1 pseudogene is annotated in these 674 nt (G+C 65.9%); it reads left to right on the forward strand.

Annotation, left to right across the window (positions count from 1 at the left end):
* Positions 1–674: pseudogene (locus AC1DIO_RS35385) on the forward strand (hypothetical protein); the annotation flags it as partial.

A 674-nucleotide genomic window follows, 5' to 3' on the forward strand; every position in this document is an offset into this window, starting at 1 on the left:
GGTCAAAGTCTCGTGCAGGCCCTGGCCGGAGGGCTGATCGAGTTTACGTCCGGCTCCTCGATCAACAATCCCAATGGCGGTATCCCGTCCGCCTTGCTCGCTGACGGCGCGGGCAGCCGCATCATTGCCGATGGCCTGCTCGTTTTCATGGGCAACGCCGGCGGCATCACCGGRGCCAAGGCACAAAATGGCGGCAGTATCAGCCTGACCGGAGGCAGCAGGATCACCTTTTCAGGCGGCGGCGGAAGCAGGGGCCTGGTCGCGTCCGGCGTCGGCAGCACGATCAACGCCCAGGAACTCACAATCACTGCCACCAATGGCGGCGGCGACGACATCGGCGCCCGCGCCGAGGCGGGCGGCCAAGTGCATCTMGTCGGCAGCACGGTGAACGTCACGGGTGCGGGTGGCGGCGAGAAGGGCCTGCAGGCGATCAACGCCGGAAGCGTGATCACCACCCAGAACACCAACGTCAGCGTGAGCGGAGGCGGCGGCAACTCGGGTTTGAATGCCGACGGTGGTGGCCGCATCGAAACGACGGACGGGGTGGTTATTGTCATCAACGGGGTCGGCGGCCGGATTCAGAATGGCGGCAGCGTCACCATGACCGGCACCGATGTCACCGCCTCCGGCATTGGCGGGGTCGGCTTCTCCTTCGACAGTGGCGGAACGAACCT

It is taken from the genome of Allobosea sp. 05T439 (assembly GCF_056396005.1).